Origin of the sequence: Streptomyces sp. TRM49041, from assembly GCF_008271805.1 — a bacterium.
Classification (GTDB): Bacteria; Actinomycetota; Actinomycetes; order Streptomycetales; family Streptomycetaceae; genus Streptomyces.
Map to the genome: position 1 here is coordinate 1 of NZ_VSRY01000080.1, position 22,684 is coordinate 22,684.

Annotated in this window: 18 protein-coding genes; 5 read left to right on the forward strand and 13 right to left on the reverse strand. The window is 72.9% G+C overall.

The window, feature by feature from the left end:
* Positions 1-358: 358 nt before the first annotated feature.
* A complete protein-coding gene (locus tag FVS66_RS05865) occupies positions 359-1,366 on the reverse strand; it encodes a stage II sporulation protein M (RefSeq protein WP_149179923.1) in 1,008 nt (335 codons plus the stop codon).
* 120 nt (positions 1,367-1,486) lie between these two features.
* On the opposite strand from FVS66_RS05865, the gene FVS66_RS05870 reads away from it, so the two are divergent.
* A complete protein-coding gene (locus FVS66_RS05870; protein WP_262386827.1) occupies positions 1,487-2,473 on the forward strand; it encodes an RDD family protein in 987 nt (328 codons plus the stop codon).
* 18 nt (positions 2,474-2,491) lie between these two features.
* On the opposite strand, the gene FVS66_RS05875 is transcribed toward FVS66_RS05870, so the two are convergent.
* The 8 genes from FVS66_RS05875 to FVS66_RS05910 all read right to left on the reverse strand — a co-directional run bounded on the left by FVS66_RS05875 (position 2,492) and on the right by FVS66_RS05910 (position 11,103).
* Complete coding sequence (locus FVS66_RS05875; RefSeq protein ID WP_149179924.1) at positions 2,492-3,106, reverse strand: hypothetical protein; 615 nt, start codon at positions 3,104-3,106, stop codon at positions 2,492-2,494.
* 260 nt (positions 3,107-3,366) lie between these two features.
* A complete protein-coding gene (ahcY, locus tag FVS66_RS05880) occupies positions 3,367-4,824 on the reverse strand; it encodes an adenosylhomocysteinase (RefSeq protein ID WP_149179925.1) in 1,458 nt (485 codons plus the stop codon).
* A 388-nt stretch (positions 4,825-5,212) separates the two neighbouring features.
* Positions 5,213-6,133 (reverse strand): cation diffusion facilitator family transporter, encoded by a 921-nt coding sequence (locus tag FVS66_RS05885; protein ID WP_149179926.1) that lies wholly within the window; start codon positions 6,131-6,133, stop codon positions 5,213-5,215.
* Between the two features lie 111 nt (positions 6,134-6,244).
* Positions 6,245-7,420 (reverse strand): mannose-6-phosphate isomerase, class I, encoded by a 1,176-nt coding sequence (gene manA / locus FVS66_RS05890; protein ID WP_149179927.1) that lies wholly within the window; start codon positions 7,418-7,420, stop codon positions 6,245-6,247.
* 44 nt (positions 7,421-7,464) lie between these two features.
* Positions 7,465-8,601, reverse strand: a complete 1,137-nt coding sequence (locus FVS66_RS05895; protein ID WP_149179928.1) for an SIS domain-containing protein — start codon at positions 8,599-8,601, stop codon at positions 7,465-7,467.
* Between the two features lie 58 nt (positions 8,602-8,659).
* Positions 8,660-8,842, reverse strand: a complete 183-nt coding sequence (locus tag FVS66_RS05900; protein ID WP_149179929.1) for a Trm112 family protein — start codon at positions 8,840-8,842, stop codon at positions 8,660-8,662.
* A gap of 383 nt (positions 8,843-9,225) precedes the next feature.
* The gene (locus FVS66_RS05905) at positions 9,226-10,590 is read right to left on the reverse strand and encodes a phosphomannomutase/phosphoglucomutase (RefSeq protein ID WP_149179930.1); all 1,365 of its coding nucleotides are present in this window, start codon (positions 10,588-10,590) and stop codon (positions 9,226-9,228) included.
* An 84-nt stretch (positions 10,591-10,674) separates the two neighbouring features.
* A complete protein-coding gene (locus FVS66_RS05910) occupies positions 10,675-11,103 on the reverse strand; it encodes a DUF3499 domain-containing protein (RefSeq protein WP_149179931.1) in 429 nt (142 codons plus the stop codon).
* 305 nt (positions 11,104-11,408) lie between these two features.
* Between FVS66_RS05910 and FVS66_RS05915 the strand changes: the two genes are divergently transcribed.
* Positions 11,409-11,837 carry a metallopeptidase family protein gene (locus FVS66_RS05915; RefSeq protein WP_149179939.1) on the forward strand — a complete coding sequence of 143 codons (429 nt, stop codon included), beginning with the start codon at positions 11,409-11,411 and terminating at the stop codon, positions 11,835-11,837.
* A 119-nt stretch (positions 11,838-11,956) separates the two neighbouring features.
* Here FVS66_RS05915 and FVS66_RS05920 read toward each other — a convergent pair whose 3' ends face one another.
* The 3 genes from FVS66_RS05920 to FVS66_RS05930 all read right to left on the reverse strand — a co-directional run bounded on the left by FVS66_RS05920 (position 11,957) and on the right by FVS66_RS05930 (position 17,835).
* Positions 11,957-13,564 carry a DUF5719 family protein gene (locus tag FVS66_RS05920; protein ID WP_149179932.1) on the reverse strand — a complete coding sequence of 536 codons (1,608 nt, stop codon included), beginning with the start codon at positions 13,562-13,564 and terminating at the stop codon, positions 11,957-11,959.
* Positions 13,561-17,301: a glycosyltransferase family 2 protein gene (locus FVS66_RS05925; protein WP_149179933.1), complete on the reverse strand. Its 3,741-nt coding sequence runs from the start codon at positions 17,299-17,301 to the stop codon at positions 13,561-13,563. Before FVS66_RS05925 ends, FVS66_RS05920 begins: the two co-directional genes overlap by 4 nt.
* A gap of 270 nt (positions 17,302-17,571) precedes the next feature.
* Complete coding sequence (locus FVS66_RS05930) at positions 17,572-17,835, reverse strand: WhiB family transcriptional regulator (RefSeq protein WP_023588371.1); 264 nt, start codon at positions 17,833-17,835, stop codon at positions 17,572-17,574.
* A 720-nt stretch (positions 17,836-18,555) separates the two neighbouring features.
* Here FVS66_RS05930 and FVS66_RS05935 point away from each other — a divergent pair.
* From FVS66_RS05935 to FVS66_RS05945, 3 genes are read left to right on the forward strand one after another with little or no spacing between them, the layout of a single operon-like run.
* The gene (locus FVS66_RS05935) at positions 18,556-19,080 is read left to right on the forward strand and encodes a cysteine dioxygenase family protein (RefSeq protein WP_149179934.1); all 525 of its coding nucleotides are present in this window, start codon (positions 18,556-18,558) and stop codon (positions 19,078-19,080) included.
* 12 nt (positions 19,081-19,092) lie between these two features.
* Positions 19,093-20,049: a 2-phospho-L-lactate transferase gene (gene cofD, locus FVS66_RS05940; protein ID WP_149179935.1), complete on the forward strand. Its 957-nt coding sequence runs from the start codon at positions 19,093-19,095 to the stop codon at positions 20,047-20,049.
* Positions 20,046-21,350 (forward strand): coenzyme F420-0:L-glutamate ligase, encoded by a 1,305-nt coding sequence (locus FVS66_RS05945; RefSeq protein WP_149179936.1) that lies wholly within the window; start codon positions 20,046-20,048, stop codon positions 21,348-21,350. Before cofD ends, FVS66_RS05945 begins: the two co-directional genes overlap by 4 nt.
* Positions 21,351-21,447: 97 nt before the next feature.
* Here the strand turns inward: FVS66_RS05945 and FVS66_RS05950 are convergent, their stop codons facing one another.
* Complete coding sequence (locus tag FVS66_RS05950) at positions 21,448-22,455, reverse strand: DNA-3-methyladenine glycosylase (protein WP_149179937.1); 1,008 nt, start codon at positions 22,453-22,455, stop codon at positions 21,448-21,450.
* Between the last annotated feature and the right edge of the window lie 229 nt (positions 22,456-22,684).

Here is a 22,684-nt window from a genome sequence, read left to right on the forward strand (position 1 = left end):
CCTCCGGGCGCTTCCCTTCGGTCTTTCGTGTTTCCAACCTTACCAGATCCGTTTTCCGTTCCGTTTCCGGTTCGGATTTCATTTCCGGTGGCCGTTGGAGGGCCTTTACCTTTCGGCTTGATCCGACTTTATCAGACTCAACTCCGCCGATTTGATCGGCTTCGAGATTCGAATAAAGGAATCGTCGGCTCCAGCGAGAACCTGTCCGGTTCCGTCGCGGAGCGAGAGAGACACTAACCGTTACTCTCGAACATGTCCAGTTCCAGGCAACCGTTTAAATCTACCTCCCCACCCCTCCCGTGTCAACAGGTTTGGCGGGCGAAGAGGACAGTAGCAGGTCGGAGGGGGTGGACGCACATCAGGCCGCGGTCGGCAGCTCGGCGCTGCGGTCAGCGGCGTCCACGTCGCCCGCGTCGCCCTCCCGGGCCGCTCGACCGCCGAGTACGTACACGTACAGAAGAAACGCCGCCTCCGCTGCGACGCCGATGGCGATGCGGGCCCAGGTGGGCAGGCCGGACGGGGTTACGAAGCCCTCGATCACACCGGACACGAAGAGCACCAGGGCCAGGCCGATGGCCATGCCGATCGCGGCACGGCCCTGCTGGGCCATGGCCGTACGACGTGAGTAGGGGCCCGGATCGATGAGGGTCCAGCCGAGTCGCAGGCCAGTGCCGGCGGCGACGAAGACGGCCGTGAGTTCCAGCAGGCCGTGCGGGAGGACCAGGCCCAGGAAGGTGTCCAGTCGGCCGGCCGAGGACATCAGGCCGATGCCGACGGCGAGGTTGAGCATGTTGACGAAGAGGATCCACAGCACCGGTACGCAGAGGAAGGCGCCGAGGACCAGGCACATGGCGGCCGCGCGGGCGTTGTTCGTCCAGACCTGGGCGGCGAAGGAGGTGGCCGGGTGGCTGGAGTAGTACGTCTCGTAGTCGCCGCCGGGACGGGTCAGCTGGCGCAGCTCTTCCGGGGCGGCGATGGCGGCCTGGACCTCGGGGTGCGTGCCGATCCACCAGCCCATGATCACGGCGAGCAGTGTGGACAGTACGGCCGTGGGGATCCACCAGTGTCGTGAGCGGTAGACGGCTGCGGGGAACCCGGCGGTCAGGAACTGGACGACGTCCTGCCATGAGGCGCGGCGGGTGCCGGTGACGTTGGCCCGGGCGCGGGCGACGAGCTGGGTGAGGCGTGCCGTGAGGGCCGGGTCGGGCGCGGTCGACTGGATGACGGAGAGGTGGGTCGCGGTGCGCTGGTACAGCGCGACGAGCTCGTCCGCTTCGGCGCCGGTCAGGCGGCGGCCGCGGCGCAGGAGGTGGTCCAGGCGGTCCCACTCGGCGTGGTGGGCGGTGACGTAGACGTCGAGGTCCATGATCGGCTGATGCTCCAGGGCACGGGGTGCGTACGGTTCGTACTACTGCGGCGCGCTGTCGGCCAGCTTGGCAGACTGGCGTGGGGAGCGGTTGGGCAAGGTCGGAGAAGGGTGGGCGCGGTGAGTGAGGTCGTGACGGGGGACGCCGTCGTACTGGGATTGCGGCCTGCCAGATTGCCCAGCCGTGCGTTGGCGCTGTTCATCGATCTGCTGGTCGTGTGGACGTCGTACCTGCTCATATCCATCGGCCTGGCTTTCGCGACGGCGTCGCTCGACGAGGCGGCGATGATGGCGGTTTCGATCGCCTCGTTCCTGCTGATTCTGGTGGGGGCGCCGATAGCGGTGGAGACGCTGAGCCATGGGCGTTCGGTGGGGAAGCTGGCGTGCGGGTTGCGCGTGGTGCGGGACGACGGGGGGCCGATCCGGTTCCGGCACGCGTTGGTGCGGGGGCTGATCGGGATTGTGGAGATCCTGATGACGTTCGGGGTGGTCGCCTGTATCGCGTCGCTGGTTTCGGCACGGGGGCGGCGGATCGGGGATGTGTTCGCCGGGACGCTGGTCGTACGGGAGCGGGTGCCGACTGCTCGGACGACGGCGGTGCCTCCGCCGCCGCCCTGGCTGGTCGGGCGGTTCGCGCAGCTCGACCTGTCGGCGGTGCCGGACGAGCTGTGGCTGGGGATCCGGCAGTACTTGACGCGGATGCGGCAGCTCGACCCGGAGGCCGGGCGGGTTCTGGCCGAGCGTCTGGCCGACGAGCTGGTGGCGCGGACGGGAACGCCTCCGCCGCCCGGGGTGCCGGCGGCCGCGTTTCTGGCGGGGGTGGTGCATGAGCGGCAGGCGCGGGATGCCCGCCGCGTCGCGCCGTCGGTCACGGGTGGGGCTCCTGGGGCAGGGGCTCCTTCTGCCGCGCCCGCTGCTCCCCCCGCCCCCTCACCCTCGCCCTCACCTTCACCCTCGCCTTCCCCGTCCCCATACCCGTCCCCGTCGCCTTCCGGGGGTTCCTTGGCGGCCTCTCCTCCGGTGGTGCGTCCCGTGGTGGGGTCCGGTGGCGAACCGGGCGAGGCCGATCGGAAGGCGCCTGCCACCGGGTTCGCCCCGCCCGCCTAGGCGGCGGGGCCACGGGGGTCAGGGGAAGACCGACGGTGGGGTCTGGAGGTCCTCGAGTTCGATCCCGGGGGCCGCGAGGACCACGTCTCCGGCGATGTGCACGGTGTGCTGCTCGCCTGTGTCGAGGGCGTTGACCTGGTACTCGTCCACCATCAGGGGACCGTTGTCAGTGGGGTGCGCTTCACTGTTCACCAGGGCCCAGGACTGGTCGACGGTGAGGGGTGCGAGCACCGGGTCCGTGAAGGCGACGAGGCGGACGCGGGTGGCGCCGGATTCGGGGGTGAGACGCAGCAGACGTGAGAGGGCGACGAGGAAGGCCGGGGAGCGGCCGGTGAAGGCGTGGGCGCGCACATTGCCTTCCGTGGCCTGGGATCCGGTGGGGTCGGTGCGGACCCAGGTGACGCCGTCGATGGCGGCACCGCGTACCTGCCAGCCGCCGGCGTGCAGTTCGAGACGGATGGGGCGGCCCAGCTCGTCGAGGGCGAGGTCGACAGAGCCGGTGTGGTCGCCGGAGGGGGTGGTGATCTGTGAGACGTAGCGCCAGCCGGAGGGGCCGGGCGCGCAGTGGAAGTGTTCTTCGCCGAGGGGGGTGTGATCGTGGGGATCGTGGAGCGAATAGCGGCCGCGGGGCATGGGTCCTCGGGGTCGTGGTCGGTGTCTCGGTACCGGCGGTAGGAGTGGCCGGGTAGCCGGGGCCGGGGTGGTACCGGGCGGTACGGCACGGTACGGGGCAGGCCCCCGGCACGGGGGTGCGGGGGCCTGCCTGGGTACCTGCTGCTGTGCGGCCGTGGGGGCTGCCGCGCCGGTGGTGTCGGTGCACCGACACCACCGGGTGGTGTGTCCCCGCCGGACGGCCGGTGTGTCCGGCCGTGCGCGGCTGGCGGCCGTCGGTGTCAGTAGCGGTAGTGGTCCGGCTTGTACGGGCCGTCGACCTTGACGCCGATGTAGTCGGCCTGCTCGGGGCGGAGGGTGGTGAGCTTGACGCCGAGCGCGTCGAGGTGGAGCCGGGCGACCTTCTCGTCGAGGTGCTTGGGCAGCACATAGACGTCGGTCGGGTACTGCTCGGGCTTCGTGAACAGCTCGATCTGGGCCAGGGTCTGGTCCGCGAAGGAGTTGGACATCACGAAGGACGGGTGGCCGGTGGCGTTGCCCAGGTTCAGCAGGCGGCCCTCGGACAGCACGATGATCTTCTTGCCGTCGGGGAAGGTCCAGGTGTGGACCTGCGGCTTGACCTCGTCCTTGACGATGCCGGGGATCTGCGCGAGGCCGGCCATGTCGATCTCGTTGTCGAAGTGGCCGATGTTGCCGACGATGGCCTGGTGCTTCATCTTGGCCATGTCCGAGGCCATGATGATGTCCTTGTTGCCGGTCGTGGTGATGAAGATGTCGGCCTGGCCGATGACCTCGTCGAGGGTCGTGACCTGGTAGCCGTCCATCGCCGCCTGGAGGGCGCAGATCGGGTCGATCTCGGTGACGATGACGCGGGCGCCCTGGCCGCGGAGGGACTCCGCGCAGCCCTTGCCGACATCGCCGTAGCCACAGACGACCGCGACCTTGCCGCCGATCAGGACGTCGGTGGCACGGTTGATGCCGTCGACCAGCGAGTGGCGGCAGCCGTACTTGTTGTCGAACTTCGACTTGGTGACGGCGTCGTTGACGTTGATCGCCGGGAAGAGCAGCGTGCCGTCACGGTGCATCTCGTACAGGCGGTGGACGCCCGTCGTGGTCTCCTCGGTGACGCCGCGGATCTCGGACGCGAGGCGGGTCCACTTCTGCGGGTCCTCGGCGAGGGTGCGGTTGAGGAGACGCAGGATGTGGGCGTACTCCTCGCTGTCCGCGGTGGACGGGTCCGGGGCCGCGCCGGCCTTCTCGAACTCGACGCCCTTGTGGACGAGGAGGGTGGCGTCACCACCGTCGTCGAGGATCATGTTGGGGCCGCCGGTGGCGGTGTCCGGCCAGGTCAGGGCCTGCTCGGTGCACCACCAGTACTCCTCCAGCGTCTCGCCCTTCCAGGCGAAGACGGGGATGCCCTTGGGGTTGTCCGGGGTGCCGTCGGGGCCGACCGCGATGGCGGCGGCGGCGTGGTCCTGGGTGGAGAAGATGTTGCAGGAGGCCCAGCGGACCTGGGCGCCGAGGGCGACAAGGGTCTCGATCAGGACCGCCGTCTGCACGGTCATGTGCAGGGAGCCTGTGATGCGGGCGCCGGCCAGGGGCTGGGTCTCGGCGTACTCCCTGCGGATCGCCATGAGGCCGGGCATCTCGTGCTCGGCGAGGGTGATCTCCTTGCGGCCGAACGCGGCCAGGGAGAGGTCGGCGACCTTGAAGTCCTGTCGGTTCTCGACAGTGGTCATTTCGAGCTGCTCCTCGTTGTCGGGTCGAGGTGGGTACGGCTGGCTCTGCGGTGACGGACACAAGAATGCCCGGGCACTCGCAGTGCAGTCGTCGGAGGCCCTCTCTCCCTCGGCCGGTCCGTCGTGGACCGCCCGACCGCCATCAGCAGCGACGTCTGGCTCTGTCCCGAATCTACACCGATCGGGTGGCGGGGCTTCAAGTGCGTCAGGGGGCGGGTTCCCGCCAGGTTGGGGGTGTGCCGGGGCGCGGGAAGGCCCCGGACGCGGGGTCCGGGGCCTTCGGGCGTCGACGGGCGGGCCCACGGTGCTCGGTGTTCGGTGCGCGGTGTCGGTGCGCGGTGCCCCGGGGTGCTCAGCGGGCCGGGGTCGCTCAGTGGGCCGGGGTCGCTCAGTGGGCCGGGGTTCGGAGGATGTCGGGTTCCAGGTAGATGACGCGGGCGATGGGGACGGCGGCACGGATGCGGTCCTCGGCGGCGTTGATCGCGGCGGCGACCTGGGCCGCGGTGTCGTCGTGCTGGACGGCGATCTTGGCGGCGACGAGGAGTTCCTCGGGGCCGAGGTGGAGGGTGCGCATGTGAATGACGGCGGTGACGGTCTCGTCGCCGACGAGGGCTTCCTCGATCTTCTTCACCTCTTCGAGGCCGGCGGCCTCGCCGAGGAGGAGCGACTTGGTCTCGGCGGCGAGCACTATGGCGATGACGATGAGGAGCGCGCCGATGCAGAGGGTGCCGATGCCGTCCCAGACGCCGTTGCCGGTGGCGAGGGCCAGGCTGACGCCGCCGAGGGCGAGGACCAGACCGACGAGCGCACCGAGGTCTTCGAGGAGGACGACCGGCAGCTCGGGTGCCTTGGCGTGGCGTACGAACTCCTTCCAGGACTGCTTGCCGCGGAGTTCGTTCGACTCCTTGATGGCGGTGCGGAAGGAGAAGATCTCGGCGATGATCGCGAAGATGAGGACGCCGACGGGCCAGTACCAGGCATCGATCTCGTGCGGATCCTTGATCTTCTCGTAGCCCTCGTAGAGGGCGAACATGCCGCCGACCGAGAACAGGACGATGGAGACGAGGAAGGCGTAGATGTACCGCTCGCGGCCGTAGCCGAAGGGGTGCTGGGGAGTGGCCTCCCGCTTGGCCTTCTTGCCGCCGAGGAGGAGGAGGCCCTGGTTGCCGGAGTCGGCGAGCGAGTGCACGCTCTCCGCCAGCATCGACGAGGAGCCGCTGAAGAGGAACGCCACGAACTTGCTGACGGCGATCGCCAGGTTGGCCACGAGGGCCGCCACGATCGCCTTGGTTCCGCCTGACGCGCTCATGCGTGCGGTGTTCCCTTCCGTGATGCCGTCGCCAGGCCCCGGTGTGCGGCTGTGCGGCTTGAATGGCGTGTACGGCGGGACATTGTTGCAGCACTGCGCGGCGGTGGTGTCTCAGGTGGTCGTCGTCGCCCTGAAGAGGGTGCCGGAGCCGGTGAGTTCGACGGTCTCACCGGCCGGGATGAACACGGATTGTCCCGGTGTGAGCGTGATGTCGCCGGCCTTCGGGCTGCCCGCGGTGGCGAGGAGGATCTGCGCGGCGGGTGCCGTGAGGTCGGCGGGGGCGGCGCCTTCGGGCCGTACGTAGCGGGAGAGGCGGAACTCGTCGACGGGGGTCTCGTAGACCTCCTCGCCGGAGGGGGACGCCTCGGGGCGGAGGACGCCGGGCTCGCCGGCTTCGAAGCGGACGACGCGCAGGAGTTCAGGGACGTCGACGTGCTTGGGGGTGAGGCCGCAGCGCAGGACGTTGTCGGAGTTGGCCATGACTTCGACGCCGAGTCCGCTGAGGTAGGCGTGCGGGACGCCGGCGCCGAGGTACAGGGCCTCGCCGGGCTGGAGCCTTACGTGGTTGAGGAGCAGCGCGGCGATGATGCCGGGGTCGCCGGGGAAGTGGTGGGCGAGGCCGGCGTACGGGGCGTGGGCGCCGCCGAGGCGTTCGCATGCGGCCGAGGTCTCGGTGACGGTGGCGGCCATGCTGTCGGGGTCGGCGGTCAGGACCGCGGTGAGGACCTCGCGGAGGGCGGCGTCCTCGGGGTGGGCGTGGAGCAGGTCCACGTACGGCTTGAGGGAGTCGACGTCGAGTGCGGCGAGGAGGTCGGCGGTCTCGACGGGGTCGCGGAAGCCGCACAGGCCGTCGAACGGGGTGAGGGCGCAGATGAGTTCGGGTTTGTGGTTGGCGTCCTTGTAGTTGCGGTGCGGGGCGAGGAGGGGGACGCCGGCGCGTTCCTCGGCGGCGTAGCCGGCCTTGGCCTGGGCGAGGTCGGGGTGGACCTGGAGGGAGAGGGGGGCGCCGGCGGCGAGGATCTTGAGGAGGAAGGGCAGGCGGGGGCCGAACTTGGCGACGGCGGCGGGGCCGAGTTCCTTCTCGGGGTCGGCGGCGATGACGTCGGTGAGGGGTTGTTCGCGGTCGCCCTCGGGCGTGGTGCGGGTGATCCGGGAGGGCGCGCCGGGGTGGGCGCCCATCCACATCTCGGCCTGGGGCTCGCCGGTGGGGGCGGTGCCGAGCAGTTCCGGGATGGCCGTCGTGGAGCCCCAGGCGTAGGGGCGGACGGTGTTGGAGAGGCGGTCCATGGGCTCTTGGCCTTCCGTGTGCGGCCGGGGCGGGCGGCGCTGGCTCAGGGGTGGGCGGAGGAGGCGAGGGCCAGGTAGCCGGCCGCGAAGTCGGTGACGGCGAGGAGTTCGGCGAGGGCTTCGAGGGTGCTGCCCTCCTCGGGTTCGAGTTCGCTGATGGCCGTGTCGTGGCTGAGGGCGAGTTCGCGGGCGGCGGGGGCGGCGGTGAGGCCGCCGACGTCGACGGGGCGGTCGCGGAGGAGTACGACACGGGCGTGCAGGGCCTGGGGGTCCTCGACGCGGTCGCGGAAGAAGTCCTCGGGGTCGGCGCCCGCCGCGAAGTCGCCGGCGAGGAGGCCGCCGTGGGCGGGGAGCGCCTCGGGGAGTTCGGCGGCGAGGGCGGGGCGGCCGGCGAGTTCGGCCAGGACGGCGGCGAAGCGGCGGCCCACGGGGGCGGCGGCCGTGCCCTCGGTCCAGATGAGGGGGAGCGTGTCGGCGAGTTCGGCGGCCAGGGTCTTGGCCGGGTTGCTGTACGTGGCGATGGCCGGTCCGCAGCGTTCGGCGACGTGGTCGAGGCGGTCGGCGACCTTCTCCAGCGTGTCGGCGGGGGCGATGAACAGGCCGACGCGGTCGAGGAGCACGAGGAGCGGGGTGAACAGCGCCCAGAGGGCGCCGGGGCTGGCGGCCTGTGTCTCCTCGTACTGCTCCTGGGGTGCCGCCATGGGGACGACCAGGCCGTGGGAGCCTCCGACGGCCTCGGCGAGCGGGGAGCGGCGGGGGGCGACGGCGACGACGGTGACGCCGCGGCGGTACGCCTGCTCGGCGAGGAGGGACAGGCCGGGTTCGCTGCCGTCGCTGGTGGGGATGAGCAGCAGGTCGACGGAGCCGGCCCAGCCGGGGAGCGCCCAGCGGAGGGCGCCGGCGGCCGGGGCGACGCCGGTGGGGCGCAGCCGGGTGACCGGCGCCGAGGCGCCGGCGAGGGCGGCGATCAGGTCGGCGACGCCGGTGGCGGCGGTGCCGGGGCCCGCGACGAGGACGGTGCGGGGGCGGCCTTCTGGCTGTAGTTCGGTGATCCCGGCTTCGGCGGCGTGCCGGGCGGCTGTGCGTACGCGGGCCCCGGCTTCGGCGGCGCCGCGGAGGAGGCCGCGGTGGTCGGCTCGGGCCAGTGCTTCCGGGGCGTCGAGCAGCGACTCGTCGAGCATGGGTGGGGCCTCCGATCGCTGTTGCGGGTTGCTGCCGGGGCGGTGGTGTCGCTGGTTGTCAGGCGGGGCGGCGGGCCTCGTCGACGAGGAGCACCGGGATGCCGTCCCGTACCGGGTAGGCCAGGCCGCAGCTCTCGCTCGTGCAGACCAGCTCGGGGGTGTCGTCCGCGGTGCGGTCGGTGAGCGGGGCGTGGCAGGCCGGGCAGGCGAGGATCTCGAGGAGGCCGGCTTCGAGCGGCATGGGGTGGGTTCCCTTCGGGTGCGGTCAGGGTGGGCGGAAGGCGGGGTGCCCTTGGGCGGGGTGCCCTTGGGCGGAGTGCCTTGGAGTGGGGTGGGTGTGGCTTGGCACGCACCGCCGTGTGCTGCGGGTTCGCGGCGTCGTCAGCCTACCGCCGGGGGGCGGGGGATGCGGGTTGGCCGGGGCCGGTGGTTGTGGTGGCGTGGGCGGAGTCGGACTCCGCCCACGCCGGCCGCGAGAGGGCCGGGACGGGGCACCGTGCCGGCCTTCTCGCTCCTGCCCTGTCCCGAGCTCCCCGCTTCGGTCGAGCAGGGCCCCCGCCGCCTGCCGTACGCCTGCCCGCGAGGACCGGCGGACCGCCCGCTCACAACGGGCCGACGGCCGTGTCAGGACGTGCGTACCACGGTGAGCACCTCGTCGCGGATCTTGGTCATGGTGGGTTCGTCCTTGGCCTCCACGTTGAGGCGGAGGAGGGGTTCCGTGTTGGAGGGGCGGAGGTTGAACCACCAGCCGTCGGCGCTGACGGTGAGGCCGTCCAGGTCGTCGGTGGTGACTCCGGCGCGGGAGCCGAACGCCTCGAGTACGGCGGCGGTGCTGGCGGCCTGGTCGGCGACCGTGGAGTTGATCTCTCCTGAGCCGGCGTAGCGGTCGTACGAGGAGACCAGGGCCGACAGGGGGCCGTCCTGGCCGCCGAGGGCGGCGAGGACGTGGAGGGCGGCCAGCATGCCGGTGTCGGCGTTCCAGAAGTCGCGGAAGTAGTAGTGCGCCGAGTGCTCGCCGCCGAAGATGGCGCCCGTACGGGCCATCTCGGCCTTGATGAAGGAGTGGCCGACGCGGGTGCGGACCGGGGTGCCGCCGTTCTCGCGGACGACCTCCGGGACGCACGACGACGTGATCAGGTTGTGGATGACCGTCCCACCCGGGTGCTTGGCGAGCTCGCGGGCCGCGACCAGGGCGGTGATGGCGGACGGGGAGACGGGCTCGCCGCGCTCGTCGACGACGAAGCAGCGGTCGGCGTCGCCGTCGAAGGCGAGGCCGAGGTCGGCGCCCTCCTCGCGGACGCGCTGCTGGAGGTCGACGATGTTGGCGGGGTCGAGCGGGTTCGCCTCGTGGTTGGGGAACGTGCCGTCCAGTTCGAAGTACATCGGGACGAGCGTGAGGGGCAGGCCCTCGAAGACGGTGGGGACCGTGTGGCCGCCCATGCCGTTGCCCGCGTCCACGACGACCTTCAGGGGGCGGATCGACGCGAGGTCGACCAGCGACTTCAGGTAGGCGGCGTAGCCGGTGAGGGTGTCCGTCCCGGTGATCTCGCCGGGGGTGTCGGCCGCGGCCGGGGCGCCCGTGTCCGTCCAGCTCTCGACGAGCCGGCGGATGTCCGCGAGGCCGCTGTCCTGGCCGATCGGGGCGGCACCCGCGCGGCACATCTTGATGCCGTTGTACTGCGCCGGGTTGTGGGACGCGGTGAACATGGCGCCCGGCAGGCCGAAGTGGCCGGACGCGAAGTAGAGCTGGTCGGTGGAGCAGAGTCCGATGAGGGTGACGTCCGCGCCGCGGGCGGCCGCACCGCGCGCGAAGGCGCCGGACAGGCCGGGGGACGACGGGCGCATGTCATGGCCGACGACGATCGCGTCGGCGCCGGTCACCTGGACGAAGGCGGCGCCGAACAGCTCGGCCAGCGCCTCGTCCCACTGATCCGGCACCACTCCGCGGACGTCGTACGCCTTGACGATCTGCGACAGATCAGCAGTCACTGACCAACCTCCTGCAAGCCCTGTGTGGAGTACACAAGCTACCGGCAGGAGGTGACGAGGGCGTAGGCAGGGACGTACGGAGCGTCAGGAGTCCGGGGAGCGCAGGACGCGCAGGTGGCCTCGGCGGCCGACTTCCACCGGGTCGCCCCCGCGGCCGCCGCCCTTGCCGCCGGCCTGGGCAGTACGTTCCTGCGGGCGGGCGGCCTCGCGCACGGCGTTGGCGAGGGCCTCCAGGTCGTCGCCGCTGGGGCGGGCGGGGCCGGAGGCGTCGGACAGCCGGACGACCTCCCAGCCGCGGGGCGCGGTCAGGCGCTCGCTGTGCTCGGCGCACAGGTCGTAGCAGTGTGGTTCGGCGTAGGTGGCGAGCGGGCCGAGGACCGCGGTCGAGTCGGCATAGACGTACGTCAGTGTCGCGACGGCAGGGCGGCCGCACGCGGTGCGCGAACAGCGACGTACAGGGCTCACGACGTTGGACGGTACCGCACTCTTGAGCGGGCCGCGACGACTCTCCACCAGGTCACTCGCCCGTGTCGCGGTGTGACGTCCCGCACAGGGGTGCGTCGGGCGGCCGTTCCGACCCGCGTGGCGAGGGGGCGGAGTGGGCGCGGGGACGGATGGGGCGGTCGGTCCGTCGAACAGCGCAGGGAACGAATCCGGTCATTTTCGCGTGTGGGCCGATCGGGCGGGCGTGCCGGATCGAGCCCTTTGTCGGCCGGAACGCTCATCCGGCGACCGGTCGTGGACGTGTTTTCGACTTGCCCGGGCGGGGGCGGAGAGGGGAACGCCACACGGCGTGGAGAGCTACGCTGCGTCAGGTGATGGAGAGTCCCGGACCACCCCGACCGACCGAGCCGCGGCCGCGCCGCCGTGATCGTCACGGCCGCGGTATGCGCGGCCCTGTGGCCCCGCCGCAGGTACCCCTGTCCGCCTCGCGGGCGGATACGTTCCGGGATCTGGTGCAGGACTCCGTGGAGCGGCTGGAGCGGCGGTGGCCGCAGCTCGCCGATGTCGACTTCCTGGTGCTGGACGTTCCGGCATCGCCGGACGAGCCCGTGCCGCTGGGCAGCTCGGCGCCGGCCACCCGGGACCGGCACGCGCACGTGGTCGTCTACCGGCGGCCCGTGGAGCTGCGCGCCAAGAACCGGGACGAGCGTGCCCTGCTCGTGCACGAGGTCGTAGTGGAGCAGGTCGCCGAGTTGCTGGGGCTGGCGCCCGAGTCCGTCGATCCCCGGTACGGGCAGGACTGACGGGCTCGGGGCGGAGCCGGTCATACGGGCAGGACTGACAGGCTCGGGGCGGGGCCGGTCGTACGGGCCGGACCGTACGGGCGAGGGCGGCACCGTTCCGCGCGGCTGGTCGAGCTTGACTAGTCGTCCAGGACGGACAGGTCCTGCTCGGCCTGCGGGACCGCCACCTTCCCCTCGTCGTCGGCCAGCGTCTGGATGGTGAACATCTCGATGCCGTCCTGCGGGAGCGCGAGCATGCGGGCCGCGTGCACGGGCCCGCCGGACCGCGTCTCGACGGTCAGGGCGTAGGAGCCCTTGAGGCCGGCCGGGACGGGCGGGGTGATCGCCATGGTCGTGCCCGCCTTCACCGTGTACGTCTTGCTGCCCGGCGTACCGCCCTCGGTGCCCGCCGACGCGGTGACCTTGACCTCGGCGGTCTCGCCGGGCGCGGTGAGCGTCAGGACCGTGCCCTTGGCGCGGTTGTCGGCGACGCTCGCCCGCTCTCCCACGGGGCCGGTCGCCGGGATGAACGCGACCTCCTGCTTCTCGCCGGAGCCTCGGATCACGCGCAGTGCGGCGACCACCGGTGTGGCCCGCCCGGACTGGGCCGGGGACAGCAGCAGGGAGCCGGCCTCGCCGTTGGTGACGTCCTGGAGGTCGGCGGCCGCGGTCATCCCGGACTTGACCCGCAGGGTCTGCTGTACGGCGGGGGTGATCGTGCCGGTGGCGCCGACCAGCTGGATCTTCAGCTCGGCGTCGTCCTCGCCGGGCGCGTACGCCACGAGCCGCACCGAGGTGGCGTCCGCCGGGATGCCCGGCAGGACGAGGGTGGGGGCCGGGTCCGCGGAGGTCGGCAGCCAGTCGCTGCCGAGCTGGTCGACGGCCGACCGCACGACGGCGCCCACGCGGCCGCTGCGGGTGCTGACGTGGACGGTGACGTCGGAGGTGGCCGGGTCGGCGGTCAGGGTCGACAGGAGCACCGGCACGCTCGACCTGGCCGGCACGGGGATGCCGTCGGTCAGCTGCGACTTGAGGGCGCCTTCGGGTCCGTACAGCTCGATGTCGACGACCGCGGCGGTGTCGTCGGGGTTGGTGAGGTGGACGTAGTCGCGGCGGTTCTCGGCGGTGGACGTGGCGGGGAACCAGAAGTCGGTGTCGGGGGCGGTGCAGCCGACGCCGAGCAGGCCGCGTGCGCCGCCCGCGGGGACGACGGTCGTCTGCTGGGCGGTCCAGCCTGGGGCGAGCTTGCCGGCGGCCACACCGATCAGGGCGGGCGCGTCCGCGCCGTTCGCCCCGGCCGACACGGGCTTTCCGGGGGCCGTGGCGGTGACGACGGCCTTGTCGGCGGCCGACGGCTTCTTCTCCTCGGCCTCGGTCTTCTTCTCGTCGGCCTTCTTCGCGTCCTTCTTCGGGGAGACGGTCGTCGTGTCCTGGGCCGCGGCGGACGGCTTGAGCTCGGCCTTGTCCGACTGCGCCGCCTTCCCGGTCTTGTCGGCCTTATCGGCCTTGTCGGGCGCGGCCGCCTCTCCGGTCGCCGCCGGGGTGAACGACGTGTACGTGGTCTCCGCGACCTCGGACGAACTGGGCGCCGGGCACAGGAGGCTGCTGCGCTCCACGGGCAGCCTGGCGGGTGCCGTCGCCCCCGCCGTGGCGGCGCCGTCGGCGTCCGCGGAGGTCAGCGTGGCCAGGCCGGTGAGGGCGGCCAGAGCGGTCGCGGCCGCGAGGAGGGAGAGGGTGCTGCGGTTCACTGGTGGCTGCTCCCGTCGGGACGCTGCTCGTTCTCGTAGCCGTACGGGTCGTACTGGCCCTGCTGGTACGGGTACTGCTGGTCGTACTGCTGCTCCCCGTGCGCCTGCTCCCCCTGCGTCTGCTCGCCGTACGCCGACTGGCCGTACGCGGGGTCGCCGTACTGCTGCTGCTCGTCGTAGGGCTGGGCGTACGGCTGCTGCGGGTCGTACTGCTGCTGTCCGTAGCCCTGCTCGTCGTACGGCGGGGCGTACGGCTCCTGGTACCGCTGCTGTTCGCCGTACTCCTGCTGGGCCGGGTACGCCTGCCGGCCGCTGTCCCAGTCGCCGTGGTTCTGCGCCTGTGGGTCCGGCATGGCGTACGGGTCGGCGTCGGTGGCCGGGTCGGGGACGTGCGCGAGGGCGGGGGCGGGAGCGGGGGCGGCCTCCGCCTCGGCCTCGGCGGCGGCGCGGAGCCTGCGCGCGCGCCGCCCGTCGCCGGTGATGTCCTGGGCGGGGATGGTGGGCTCCTCGTCGGGCAGGTCGTCGTCGATGTCGCGGCGCCGCCCGGGCAGGGCGAGGACGAGGAGGACGACGGCCAGGCCGCACTGGGCCCAGATCCACGCGCTGTGGGTGATCGGGGCCTTGTACGTGAGGTCCAGCCGACCGCCTTCGGCGGGGAGTCGGAATCCCTGGGCCCAGCCGTCGACGGTGGTCCTCTGGAGCGGCTCGCCGTCGAGGGTGGCCTGCCAGCCCTCGTCGGCGCGGTCGGCGATGCGCAGGACGCGCCCGGCGCCGCCCGCGGGGATGTCGCTGTGGGCCTCGACCGGGCCGGAGCCGACGGGCAGGGGTTCGGCGCTCGTCCCGGCGCTGTTCGCGGCGGCGGCTCCGGGGACGATCACCGCGCGGGCGACCTGGCGGTCGACGCGCCACAGGGCGCTGCCGTCGCGCTGGCTGAGCCTGCTGAGGCCGGGGGTGGCGTCCAGGACGCGGCCCATCTCGGGCGGTGCGCCGTCGCGTACGAGGACGTAGCGGATGGCGAAGCCGCTGAGCTCGGCGGTCTGGTCTGCTCCGGAGCCGGCGACGAGGTGGGCGACGACCTTGTCGAGGCGGGGGTCGCCGCCGGCCGCGGCGGTCAGTTCGGCGTCGCCGAGGCGGGCGCCGGAGCCGCGGACGAGGGCGTAGGTGACCTTGGCGGCCGAGGGCCCGTCGAGGACGAGGGTGCGGGGCTGGTCGCGGGTGATGCTCTCCTCGGCGACGAAGGCGGGGACCTGTGTCGGGTCGCGGCGCTCCAGCGGGCCGGCGGCGCCGCCGATCATCCAGCCCACGGCCGCGACGACGGGACCCGCGGCGGCGGCGAGGGCGATGAGGGCGGCGACGGGCTGGCGCCAGCCGAAGCTCTGGGCGGCGACGCGGGTGCGGCCGCCTTCGGCGCCGAGCATGCCGGCGGCGAGGAGGGCGACGCCGTAGACGAGGGTGGCGGGCCCGGCCCAGCCGGTGCCGTTGTCACCGGCGCCGTTGGTGAGGACCGCGAAGAGGAGGGCGGCGACGGCGACGGCCCAGGACGTGCGGATGGCGAACTGGCGCTCCGCGCGCAGGAGGGCGGCGAGGGCGGCCAGGACGAGGCCGATGAGGACGAGGCCGCCGACCGTGCGGGGGCCGCCGGGGCTGGTGCCGAGCAGGTCGAGCGCGGAGGCCGGGCCCGTACGGATCTCCATGCCGGCCTCCTTGAGGAAGGCGGCCGGGTCGGCCAGCAGGGACAGCGACCAGGGGGCGAGGATCAGCAGCGGGGTGCCGGCGACGGCGACGAGGCGGAGCCCGTAGGCGGTGATGTCGTCGCGGCGCAGGACGAGGGCCGCGATGCCGAGGACGACGGCGAGGGGCCAGACGACGGGGGTGAACGCCATCGTGAAGGTGAGGAGGAGGGTGTACGCCCAGGTGCCGCGCCAGCTGCCGCGCGGGGCGCCGGGTCCGCCGCCTTGGAGCCCGTACGCGGAGACGGCGGCCCGGGCCGTCAGCGGCAGCAGGATCGCCAGGACGGCGGTGCCGAGGCGGCCGGTGGCGAGGGCGCCGGTGGCGGCGGGCAGGAAGGCGTAGGCGACGGCGCCCCACGCGCGCAGGAGCCGTGACTCGACGAGGGAGCGGGAGGCGAAGTACGCGGTGAAGCCGGCCAGCGGTACGGAGCAGACCAGCAGCAGGGTGAGGGCGAAGCCGGTGGAGCCGAGGAACAGTCCTGAGAGGGCGGCGAGCAGGGCGAGGTAGGGCGGGGCGCTCTGGGTGCCGCCGGTGCCGAGGGGGTGCCAGGCGTCGGCGTACCGGCCCCACAGCTCGCCGACTCCGTCGGGGACGGGGAGGAGGGCGCCGCCGGCGAGGGAGCCGCCGCCGAGGAGGCCGCGGCAGGCGACCAGGGAGATGAGGAGGAGCAGGGCGAAGAGGACCGGGCCCGGCTTGCGGGCGATCTTCTTGAGCCGGGCGAACTGTTCGATCTCCAGGTAGTCGGCGTCGTCGCCGCCGGGGCCGGATTCGACGGCGCCGTGCCGGGAGCCGCCCGCGTCGGCGTCGCTGCCGCCGAAGTTGGAGGCGACCTGTTCGACGGTGGCGCGGACGGTCGCGCCGGGGGGCGGGAAGAGGGGGCGCAGTTCGGCGGGGTCGACGGCGTCGGCGCCGCGTCTGCGGCGGGCGGCGATGATCCGCTCGGGGCGGAGGAGGACGCCGAAGAAGCCCATGACCTCGTCGACGGCCTGGACGGGTGCCTTGCCGACGAGGTAGGCGAGGGTGCGCAGCAGGGTGCCGACGACGAGGCGGGCGAAGACGTAGGGCAGGACGGCTCCGCGCGCGTTGGCGAGGAGGGTGTAGACGGCGCCGGCCTTGTCGACGCGGTGCGGGTTGGCGACGGAGCGGCCGGCGCAGTCGACGGTGCGGCGTTCGCGGGAGGCGGCCTCGGCGTGGCGGAGGACGGCGTCGGGGGCGACGAGGACGCGGTGGCCGGCGGCGTGGGCGCGCCAGCACAGGTCGACGTCGTCGCGCATGAGGGGCAGGCGGCGGTCGAAGCCGCCGAGCTCCTCGAAGACGTCGCGGCGGATGAGCATGCCGGCGCTGGACACGGACAGGACGGTCCGGATCTGGTCGTGTTGGCCCTGGTCCTGTTCGCGGCGGTCGAGTCCGGTCCAGCGGCGGCCGCTGTTCGCGATGGAGACGCCGACTTCGAGGAGCTGCTTGCGGTCGTACCAGCCGAGCAGCTTGGGGCCGATGATCGCGGCGTACTCGTCGGTGTCGGCGACGCGGAGGAGTTCGGCGAGGGCGTCGGGGGCCGGCGCGCAGTCGTCGTGGAGGAGCCAGAGCCACTGGACGGGTTCGCCGTGCGGCAGGTCGGGCATGTCGTAGGCGTCGTCGCGCCAGGTCCTGCTGACCGGGTCCCAGCCGCTGGGCCGCTTGAGATAGGGCAGGTCGTCGGGGCCGAGGACGGGGGCGGTCCGGGCGGCCTCGTCCACTGCGGCGCCGAAGCCGGTGCGGCGGGCGAGGTGGAGGACCCGGTCGTCGCCGACGGCCGAGCCGACAAGGCGGGCGGAGTCGTCGGCGCTGCCGGTGTCGGCTGCGATGACGTACTGGACCGGGCGCTCCTGGCCGAGGAGGCCGGCGAGAGCGTCCGGGAGCCAGCGGGCTCCGTCGTGGGAGACGAGCACGGCGGTGACGACATGCCGCGGGAACTCGGGCTGCTGCGGCGGCGAAGCGGCGGGGAACGCGGCTGTGGTGGCGGACATCGGGGTACGGGCCCTCCGGCCAGGGGGTCGCCCGCGTCGCGGGGCGTCGGAGCGTCTTTGACGGGGCTCCACACTAATGGTTGGCACGACAGCGGTCCGCCGCCTGTGGACAGAGCACAGACGGCGGACCGTTGGCCAGGTGTGGGCGGGCGTTCTCCGCGGTCGGACGACGACGACGTCGGCGGCGGCCCGAGCGGCTGCCGACGTGACTGCCGGAGCGGATGCCGGACGGGGGTCTTCCTGGTCGAGCGCGGTGAGACCTCGGGGAGGTCAGACGGCGGCCTTCTTCAGCCGGCGCCGCTCACGTTCGGAGAGGCCGCCCCAGATTCCGAATCTCTCGTCGTTGGCCAGCGCGTATTCGAGGCATTCCGAACGGACTTCACAGGCGAGACAGACCTTCTTGGCCTCGCGGGTGGAGCCGCCCTTCTCGGGGAAGAAGGACTCGGGATCGGTCTGGGCGCACAACGCGCGCTCCTGCCAGCCGAGTTCCTCGTCCGCGTCCTCGACCAGCAGTTCCTGGAACAACTCGGTCATGTGCGCCCCTCGTCTGTCATTACGTCCCCGTGATGCCGCCGTTTTCCGTTTTCGGTCGAACGACACGAGTGAAATTACAAGTGTGTGGCTCCGGGGCAGTCAAGCTGAGATCTGCTATTGAGTCCGGTATTCACTCTGCGGAACCAAGGCTATGCGGAAAGTGTTCAAATCGGATAAATGAGACACAGGCCACTCCCCTTCCCGCGCCCCGGTCACGGCACCTCTCCGCAGGGAGGACGTCCGCGGCTTCGATCTTGTTGCAGCCGGGCCGTCGAAGCGACCCGGATCACAGTCAGGTCACGAGCCATGACGACGTTTGCACGGGCGGTTCCTGCGCCATGTGTCCCCGACCTGCACCGCACAAACCTTTCACTGTGGACCGTAACCGGATGAGGTGAAACATTGCCGCCAAACCGGTCATTGGGTTGACAGACGGGATCCGGCCACGCCACCTTTGGAGGCATGCCAGCGACCACAGCGCCCTTCGCGACCCACGTTGCCCGTGGGTTCCGCCGCGCTGTCCACGCGCGCTGTTGCTGTTCCTGCTGTTGATGCCCTAGCGCTCCAGCCCCTCCCCCAGGCGCGTCCCACGCCGCACGCGCACAGGTCCGACCGGCCCCGCCGCGATCCCGTGCCCGCCGCGCGACCCGCTCCGCCTGCCGCACCGGTCCCGCTTCACCGCATCCGCCGACCCGCTCCGCCGAGGAACCACCGCACTCCATGAACAGCGACAGCGACCTTCAGATCGCCGGCGACATCCTCGCCGTCCAGCACCTCCTCCAGCCCGCCAAGGAGCACCCGAACACCGTCGCGGAGTTCGCCGGGCTCGCCCGCTCCATCGCCGCCGACCGTGCCCGGTGGGCGCCCCTCGTCGAGTACGACGCCACCACGCGCTGGTACCACCGGCTCGGTACCGGGCCCGGCTATGAGGTGTGGCTGCTCTCCTGGGTGCCCGGCCAGGGCACCGGCTCCCACGACCACGGCCGGTCGTCCGGCGTACTGACCGTGCTGGAGGGCGAGCTGACGGAGCGTACGGAAAGGGGCGCACGGACGCTCGGGGGAGGCGCGCTGCGCGTGTTCGCGCCCGGCCATGTGCACGAGATCGTCAACGACTCGCTCGAACCGGCCGTCAGCCTGCACATCTACTACCCCGGCCTGACCGACATGCCGATGCACCCGACGCGCACCGCGCCCGGAGTTGTCCACAGTTCCGGCCCGACCACCCTGAGTGCCGTGTCCGCCTGACAGACTGCCTGCATGCGCATGGTGGTTCTGGCCGGTGGCATCGGTGGTGCCCGTTTCCTGCGCGGCCTCAAGCGGGCCGCACCCGACGCGGACATCACGGTCATCGGCAACACAGGTGACGACATCCATCTCTTCGGGCTGAAGGTCTGCCCCGACCTGGACACGGTGATGTACACCCTCGGCAGTGGCATCGACGAGGAGCGGGGCTGGGGGCGTGCGGACGAGACGTTCACGGTCAAGAGCGAGCTGGCGGCGTACGGCGTGGGGCCGGAGTGGTTCGGCCTCGGCGACCGCGACTTCGCCACCCACATCGTCCGTACGCAGATGCTGGGAGCCGGCTACCCGCTGAGCGCGGTCACCGAGGCGCTGTGCGACCGGTGGCAGCCGGGCGTGCGGCTGCTGCCGATGTCCGACGACCGGGTCGAGACCCATGTCGCTGTCGAGGTGGAGGGCGAGCGGCGGGCGGTGCACTTCCAGGAGTACTGGGTGAAGCTGCGCGCCTCCGTCGACGCGCACGCGGTGGTGCCGGTCGGCGCCGAACAGGCCAAGCCGGCGCCCGGTGTGCTGGAGGCCATCGCCGAGGCGGACGTGGTGCTGTTCCCGCCGTCCAACCCGGTGGTGAGCGTCGGCACGATCCTCGCCGTGCCCGGGATCCGGGAGGCCATCGCCGAGGCGGGGGTCCCGGTCGTCGGCCTCTCCCCGATCGTCGGGAACGCACCGGTGCGCGGCATGGCCGACAAGGTCCTCGCGGCGGTCGGCGTGGAGGCGACGGCCGCGGCGGTCGCCCAGCACTACGGGTCGGGACTGCTGGACGGCTGGCTGGTCGACACCGTCGACGCGGACGCGGTCGCCGAGGTCGAGGCGGCCGGAATCCGCTGCAAGGCCGTGCCCCTGATGATGACCGACGTGGACGCGGCCGCGGCGATGGCGCGTGAGGCGCTGGCCCTCGCCGAGGAGGTACGGGGATGACCGCCTCGTACCGGGTCTGGGCGCCGCCGGGCATACCGGAGGTCCAGCAGGGCGACGACCTCGCCAAGCTGATCGCCGCCGCCGAGCCCGGGCTGGTCGACGGGGACGTCGTGCTCGTCACCTCCAAGATCGTGAGCAAGGCGGAGGGGCGGGTCGTCGCCGCCGACGACCGCGAGGCCGCCATCGACGCCGAGACCGTGCGCGTCGTCGCCCGGCGCGGCACGCTCCGGATCGTCGAGAACCAACTGGGCCTGGTCATGGCCGCGGCCGGTGTCGACGCGTCCAACACGCCCGCCGGGACGGTTCTTCTGCTGCCCATGGACCCGGACGCCTCGGCGCGCGCCATACGGGCCGGGCTGCGCGACGCCCTCGGTGTCGACGTCGGTGTCGTCGTCACCGACACCTTCGGCCGCCCCTGGCGCAGCGGTCTCACGGATGTCGCGATCGGCGCGGCGGGGGTGCGCGTGCTGGACGACCTGCGCGGCGGCACCGACGCGTACGGCAATCCGCTCGTCGCGACGGTCGTGGCGAGCGCCGACGAGCTGGCCGCCGCCGGCGACCTGGTGAAGGGCAAGGTGACCGGTCGGCCCGTCGCCGTCGTGCGTGGCCTGCCCCACCTGGTGGCCGGGGACGGTGCGCACGACCCCGGCGCGCGGGCGCTCGTGCGGGGCGCGGACAGCGACATGTTCCGGCTCGGCACGTCGGAGGCGGTGCGCGAGGCGGTCACGCTGCGGCGCACCGTACGGGCGTTCACCGACGACCCGGTGGATCCCGGTGCCGTACGGCGTGCGGTGGCCGCCGCGGTGACGGCGCCCGCGCCGCACCACACGACGCCGTGGCGGTTCGTACTGCTGGAGACGCCGGAGTCCCGGACGCGGCTCCTGGACGCCATGCGGGAGGCGTGGATATCCGACCTGCGGCGGGACGGCCGCGACGAGGAGGCCATCGCCCGGCGCGTCCGCCGCGGCGACGTCCTGCGGAACGCGCCGTACCTGGTGGTGCCGTGCCTCGTGACGGACGGCGCGCACCACTACGGGGACCCGCGGCGGGATGCCGCCGAGCGCGAGATGTTCGTCGTCGCGGCGGGTGCCGGGGTGCAGAACTTCCTGGTCGCGCTGGCGGGCGAGCGGCTCGGCTCCGCGTGGGTGTCGTCGACGATGTTCTGCCGTGACGTCGTACGGCGGGTGCTCGACCTGCCGGAGAACTGGGACCCCATGGGCGCGGTCGCCGTCGGCCGGCCCGCCGAACCGCCGAAGGCCCGGCCGGGGCGGGACCCGGAGGACTTCCTCACCGTGCGGTGAGGCGGGGTCAGGTCCCGGTCGGCCCCGCGTGCGGCCGGTCAGGTCTTGGTCGGCCGCGCGTGCGGCCGGTCAGGTCCCGGTCGGCCGCGCGTGCGGCTCAGAGGGCCGCGATGTCGCCCGGGGTCATGCGCGGGGCGCGGCGCGGCGGGGTGTGGCCGCTGAGGAGGATCAACCGCGCGGCGCGGTGGCGCTGGCCCGCGTACGGCTCCAGCAGCTCCAGCATCTCCGCGTCGTCCGCGTCCCGGTTCCCGGCCAGGGCATGGCCGACGATGCCGGGCAGGTGGTAGTCCCCGACGGTCACCGCGTCGGCGGCGCCGTTGCTGCGCTGGACCGTCTCGGCGGATGTCCACGGGCCGATCCCGGGGATCAGCTCCAGGCGCCGCCTGGCATCCTCGGGCTCCATGGCCGCCGCCTCCTCCAGGCGGCGCGCCACCCGCACGGCGCGCAGCACGGTCGACGAGCGCTTGGTGTCGACGCCCGCGCGGTGCCATTCCCACGAAGGGATCAGCGCCCAGGTGCGGGGCTCCGGCATCACGTACAGGCGGAGCGCGGGCGGGCCCCCCGGGGCGGGCTCGCCGTACGTGCGGACGAGCATCCGCCACGCCCGGTACGCCTCGTCCGTCGTGACCTTCTGCTCCAGGATCGACGGGATCAGCGACTCCATCACCAGGCCCGTGCGGGTGAGCCGCAGCCCCGGGCGGCGGCGCCGGGTCAGGGCCAGCAGCCGGTGCCGGGGCGTGAACGCGTCCGGGTCGTCCCGCTCGCCCAGCAGCTCCGGCAGCCGGTCGAGGAGCCACTCGGCGCCGCTCCCCCACGCCTCCGCCTCGACGGCGCCGCCGCGCGCGGCCACCCGCAGCGTCCCGGGGCCCGAGGGCGTACGGCAGGTCCGCCAGACCGAGCCGTCGGATGTCGTACGGAACGTGGGGTCGCCCGGACCGCGGCGCAACGGCCCCAACGTGAGCCCGAGGTCCACCGGCCACGGCGGCGTCCAGGTACGCCCGCGGGAACTGCCGGGCTGCGCGGGGACCGCACCCCGCCCGGGTACGCCGACGGCGCCACCGCGCACGGTCGTGCGCGTGGGACGGGGGGCGTAGCGGCCGGCCACGGGGCTCCTCCGGTGAGGTTCGGGTCCCGAACAGCGTAGACCCGCGGCCCCAGGGGGCCCCGCTCCCGGCTTCCCGGCCGCCTGCGCGCCCGGCCAGCCGGCCGCCCGGCTGCCGCCCCTCGGCTCCGCCCCTGGCCTCCCCCCTGGCTTCCGGTGGACCGGCGCCGGACCGGCAGCCATGGCGGGGCCTGGTCGGCAGGGCAGGGCCGGACGGCGGGCCGGGGCGGAC

Coding starts and splice junctions, on each gene's coding strand:
- FVS66_RS05865 (WP_149179923.1), bottom strand. CDS start 1,366: ATGGACCTCGACGTCTACGTCACCGCCCACCACGCCGAGTGGGACCGC.
- FVS66_RS05875 (WP_149179924.1), bottom strand. CDS start 3,106: ATGCCCCGCGGCCGCTATTCGCTCCACGATCCCCACGATCACACCCCC.
- ahcY (WP_149179925.1), bottom strand. CDS start 4,824: ATGACCACTGTCGAGAACCGACAGGACTTCAAGGTCGCCGACCTCTCC.
- FVS66_RS05885 (WP_149179926.1), bottom strand. CDS start 6,133: ATGAGCGCGTCAGGCGGAACCAAGGCGATCGTGGCGGCCCTCGTGGCC.
- manA (WP_149179927.1), bottom strand. CDS start 7,420: ATGGACCGCCTCTCCAACACCGTCCGCCCCTACGCCTGGGGCTCCACG.
- FVS66_RS05895 (WP_149179928.1), bottom strand. CDS start 8,601: ATGCTCGACGAGTCGCTGCTCGACGCCCCGGAAGCACTGGCCCGAGCC.
- FVS66_RS05900 (WP_149179929.1), bottom strand. CDS start 8,842: ATGCCGCTCGAAGCCGGCCTCCTCGAGATCCTCGCCTGCCCGGCCTGC.
- FVS66_RS05915 (WP_149179939.1), top strand. CDS start 11,409: ATGGAGAGTCCCGGACCACCCCGACCGACCGAGCCGCGGCCGCGCCGC.
- FVS66_RS05925 (WP_149179933.1), bottom strand. CDS start 17,301: ATGTCCGCCACCACAGCCGCGTTCCCCGCCGCTTCGCCGCCGCAGCAG.
- FVS66_RS05930 (WP_023588371.1), bottom strand. CDS start 17,835: ATGACCGAGTTGTTCCAGGAACTGCTGGTCGAGGACGCGGACGAGGAA.
- FVS66_RS05935 (WP_149179934.1), top strand. CDS start 18,556: ATGAACAGCGACAGCGACCTTCAGATCGCCGGCGACATCCTCGCCGTC.
- cofD (WP_149179935.1), top strand. CDS start 19,093: ATGCGCATGGTGGTTCTGGCCGGTGGCATCGGTGGTGCCCGTTTCCTG.
- FVS66_RS05945 (WP_149179936.1), top strand. CDS start 20,046: ATGACCGCCTCGTACCGGGTCTGGGCGCCGCCGGGCATACCGGAGGTC.